Annotated in this window: 2 protein-coding genes and 2 pseudogenes; 3 read left to right on the forward strand and 1 reads right to left on the reverse strand. The window is 53.2% G+C overall.

All coding sequences use genetic code 11. The annotated features are described in order from the left end of the window. The 3 genes and pseudogenes from BFF42_RS11345 to BFF42_RS11355 all read left to right on the forward strand — a co-directional run. The coding region (locus tag BFF42_RS11345) for a phage tail tip domain-containing protein (protein WP_073692967.1) at positions 1-1405 on the forward strand (1405 nt) is incomplete at its 5' end. Positions 1406-1472: 67 nt separating this feature from the next. Beyond that, positions 1473-2072, forward strand: coding sequence for an Ail/Lom family outer membrane beta-barrel protein (locus BFF42_RS11350; protein WP_001228313.1), 600 nt, complete (start codon positions 1473-1475; stop codon positions 2070-2072). Positions 2073-2223: 151 nt separating this feature from the next. Beyond that, a pseudogene (locus tag BFF42_RS11355) lies at positions 2224-4092 on the forward strand (prophage tail fiber N-terminal domain-containing protein); the annotation flags it as partial. A gap of 14 nt (positions 4093-4106) precedes the next feature. On the opposite strand, the pseudogene BFF42_RS11360 reads toward BFF42_RS11355, so the two are convergent. After that, positions 4107-4432: pseudogene (locus tag BFF42_RS11360) on the reverse strand (IS1-like element IS1B family transposase); the annotation flags it as partial.

Here is a 4432-nt window from a genome sequence, read left to right on the forward strand (position 1 = left end):
CAGGGCAATTAACAGTTATGGCCAGCAGGGCGAACCGGCCACCACCACCTTCCGGATTAACGCGCCAGCAAAACCCGCCACCATTGAACTGACGCCGGGCTATTTTCAGATAACCGCAACGCCACATCTTGCCGTTTATGACCCGACGGTACAGTTTGAGTTCTGGTTCTCGGAAAAGCGGATTGCGGATATCAGGCAGGTTGAAACCGCAGCCCGCTATCTTGGCTCGGCGCTGTACTGGATAGCTGCCAGTATCAATATCAAACCGGGCCATGATTATTATTTTTATATCCGCAGTGTGAATACTGTTGGCAAATCGGCATTCGTGGAGGCTGTCGGTCGGGCGAGCGATGATGTGGAAGGTTACCTGGATTTTTTCAAAGGAGAAATCGGGAAAACACATCTGGCCCAGGAGCTGTGGACGCAGATTGATAACGGTCAGCTTGCACCGGACCTGGCTGAAATCAGGACGTCCATTACGAATGTCAGCAATGAAATCACGCAGACCGTCAATAAAAAACTGGAAAATCAGAGTGCGGCAATCCAGCAGATACAGAAAGTTCAGGTTGATACAAATAATAACCTGAACAGCATGTGGGCCGTGAAACTGCAGCAGATGCAGGACGGACGCCTTTATATTGCGGGTATCGGTGCCGGTATTGAGAATACGCCAGCAGGAATGCAGAGTCAGGTGCTGCTGGCGGCAGACAGGATTGCGATGATTAATCCTGCGAATGGCAACACAAAGCCGATGTTTGTTGGTCAGGGCGATCAGATATTTATGAATGAAGTGTTCCTGAAATATCTGACGGCTCCCACCATTACCAGCGGCGGTAATCCTCCGGCATTTTCCCTGACACCGGACGGGCGGCTGACGGCGAAAAATGCCGATATCAGCGGTAACGTGAATGCGAACTCCGGGACGCTCAACAACGTCACTATTAACGAGAACTGTCGGGTTCTGGGAAAATTGTCCGCGAACCAGATTGAAGGCGATCTCGTTAAAACAGTGGGCAAAGCTTTCCCCCGGGACTCCCGTGCACCAGAGCGGTGGCCATCAGGAACCATTACCGTCAGGGTTTATGACGATCAGCCGTTTGACCGGCAGATTGTTATTCCGGCGGTGGCATTCAGCGGCGCTAAACATGAGAAAGAGCATACTGATATTTACTCCTCATGCCGTCTGATAGTGCGGAAAAACGGTGCTGAAATTTATAACCGTACCGCGCTGGATAATACGCTGATTTACAGTGGTGTTATTGATATGCCTGCCGGTCACGGTCACATGACACTGGAGTTTTCGGTGTCAGCATGGCTGGTAAATAACTGGTATCCCACAGCAAGTATCAGCGATTTGCTGGTTGTGGTGATGAAGAAAGCCACTGCAGGCATCACGATTAGCTGAATTTTATAACCCAGATACGGGCGCCAGAAATGGCGCCTTTTTTATTGCAGAAAAGCGAGAGGTAATTATGCGTAAATTATGTGCTGTTATTTTGTCCGCAGTAGTCTGGCAGGTCGCCGCTGCTACGCCAGCGAGTGCAGCAGAACATCAGTCCACGCTGAGCGCGGGGTATCTCCATGCCTCGACGAACGTTCCCGGTAGTGATGATCTGAACGGGATTAACGTGAAATACCGTTATGAGTTTACGGACGCGCTGGGGCTGATTACGTCCTTCAGTTATGCCAATGCTGAGGATGAGCAAAAAACGCGCTACAGCGATACCCGCTGGCATGAAGATTCCGTGCGTAACCGCTGGTTCAGCGTGATGGCGGGGCCGTCTGTACGCGTGAATGAATGGTTCAGCGCGTATGCGATGGCGGGTGTGGCTTACAGCCGTGTGTCGACTTTCTCCGGGGATTATCTCCGCGTAACTGACAACAAGGGGAAAACGCACGACGTGCTGACCGGAAGTGATGACGGTCGCCACAGCAATACCTCTCTGGCGTGGGGGGCTGGCGTGCAGTTTAACCCGACCGAATCCGTGGCCGTTGACCTTGCTTATGAAGGTTCCGGTAGTGGCGACTGGCGAACGGATGCATTTATTGTTGGTATCGGATACCGTTTCTGACAACAGACGCCGATTTATCTTCTGTAAATATTGTTATGATACGCAGGTTCATCCACTTTATGGGGTGAACTGCGTTTGAGGAAACGTAAAGTTACACTGTCCTGAAGCCCGTGGCGTCACTGCTGCGGGCTTTTTTTATTGGTGGAAAAGTATGACAGTAAAAATTTCTGGCGTGCTTAAAGATGGCACAGGAAAACCAGTACAGAACTGCACCATTGTGCTGAAGGCCAGACGAACCAGCAGCACGGTGGTGGTGAACACGGTGGCCTCTGAAAATCCGGATGAAGCCGGACGTTACAGCATGGATGTTGAGCATGGTCAGTACAGCGTCACCCTGCTGGTTGAAGGTTTTCCGCCTTCACATGCCGGGACCATTACCGTCTATGAAGGTTCCAGACCAGGTACGCTGAATGATTTTCTCGGTGCCATGACGGAGGATGATGTCCGACCGGAGGCACTGCGCCGCTTTGAGCAGATGGTGGAAGAGGTGTCACGTAACGCCTCCGCGGTTGCACAGAATACGGCAGCCGCGAAAAAATCAGCCAGCGATGCCAGTGCATCAGCCAGCGAGGCGGCAACTCATGCAACCGATGCTGCAGCCTCAGCACGTGCCGCCAGCACGTCAGCCGGACAGGCCGCGTCGTCGGCTCAGTCAGCGTCTTCCAGCGCAGGAACGGCATCAACAAAGGCCACTGAAGCATTAAAAAGTGCTGCCGCTGCAGAGTCCTCAAAAAGCGCGGCGGCTACCAGTGCCGGTGCGGCGAAAACGTCAGAAACGAATGCGGCAGCGTCACAACAATCAGCAGCCACTTCTGCATCCACCGCGACCACGAAAGCGTCAGAAGCAGCCACTTCAGCACGGGATGCGTCGGCTTCAAAAGAGGCGGCAAAATCATCAGAAACGAACGCAGCCTCGAGCGCCAGCAGCGCAGCTTCCTCGGCAACGGCGGCAGCAAATTCTGCGAAGGCGGCAAAAACGTCTGAGACAAACGCCAGGTCTTCTGAAACGGCAGCGGAACAGAGTGCCTCAGCTGCGGCAGGCTCAAAAACAGCGGCTGCGTCGTCTGCCAGTGCAGCGTCAACAAGTGCCGGGCAGGCCTCAGCCAGTGTCACCGCCGCCGGAAAATCGGCAGAAAGCTCCGCATCGTCTGCTTCAACAGCCACAACGAAGGCTGGCGAAGCCACTGAACAGGCCAGCGCAGCAGCGAGGTCTGCTTCCGCAGCGAAGACATCCGAAACGAACGCGAAAGCGTCGGAAACCAGCGCAGAATCCTCAAAAACGGCTGCCGCATCGTCCGCCAGTTCGGCGGCGTCATCGGCATCATCGGCGTCTGCTTCAAAAGATGAGGCGACCAGACAAGCGTCAGCAGCGAAGAGCAGCGCCACGACGGCATCCACGAAGGCAACAGAGGCGGCAGGCAGTGCGACGGCAGCATCTCAGAGCAAAACTACTGCTGAATCCGCTGCGACCCGTGCGGAAGCTGCTGCTGATCGTGCTGAAGAGATTGCCGGTGCAGTTGCGATGGAAGACGCAAGCCTTACAACTAAAGGTGTTGTGAAACTTAGCAGTGCTGTTGATAGCACCAGTGAATCGCTGGCCGCAACGCCAAAAGCAGTTAAAGCAGCCAATGACAATGCGAATAGCAGGGTGCCATCTAACCGAAAAGTTAACGGAAAAGCATTGACTGCGGATATAACATTAACGCCGAAAGATATTGGTACTTTAAATTCAGTAACGATGTCTTTCTCTGGCGGGGCTGGGTGGTTCAAACTGGCTACGGTTACCATGCCACAAGCGAGTTCCATCGTTTACATCGCATTGATTGGTGGCGCTGGTTACAACGTCGGTTCCCCACATCAGGCAGGCATTTCAGAACTGGTTCTACGAGCAGGCAATGGAAACCCCAAAGGAATTACCGGGGCTTTGTGGAAGCGTACAGCCGTCGGATTAACTAATTTCGCCTGGATCAACACATCCGGCGATACATATGATATTTACGTTGAGATTGGCAATTATGCGGTAATGACTCCAACTTATTGATAGTGTTTTATGTTCAGATAATGCCCGATGACTTTGTCATGCAGCTCCACCGATTTTGAGAACGACAGCGACTTCCGTCCCAGCCGTGCCAGGTGCTGCCTCAGATTCAGGTTATGCCGCTCAATTCGCTGCGTATATCGCTTGCTGATTACGTGCAGCTTTCCCTTCAGGCGGGATTCATACAGTGGCCAGCCATCCGTCATCCATATCACCACGTCAAAGGGTGACAGCAAGCTCATAAGACGCCCCAGCGTCGCCATAGTGCGTTCACCGAATACGTGCGCAACAACCGTCTTCCGGAGCCTGTCATACGCGTAAA

The organism is Shigella sp. FC1661, from assembly GCF_001712525.1.
GTDB classification, from domain to species: domain Bacteria; phylum Pseudomonadota; class Gammaproteobacteria; order Enterobacterales; family Enterobacteriaceae; genus Escherichia; species Escherichia coli.

Bases quoted from the DNA above. Each gene is read 5' to 3' on its own strand.
- BFF42_RS11350 (WP_001228313.1), top strand. From the start codon at position 1,473: ATGCGTAAATTATGTGCTGTTATTTTGTCCGCAGTAGTCTGGCAGGTC.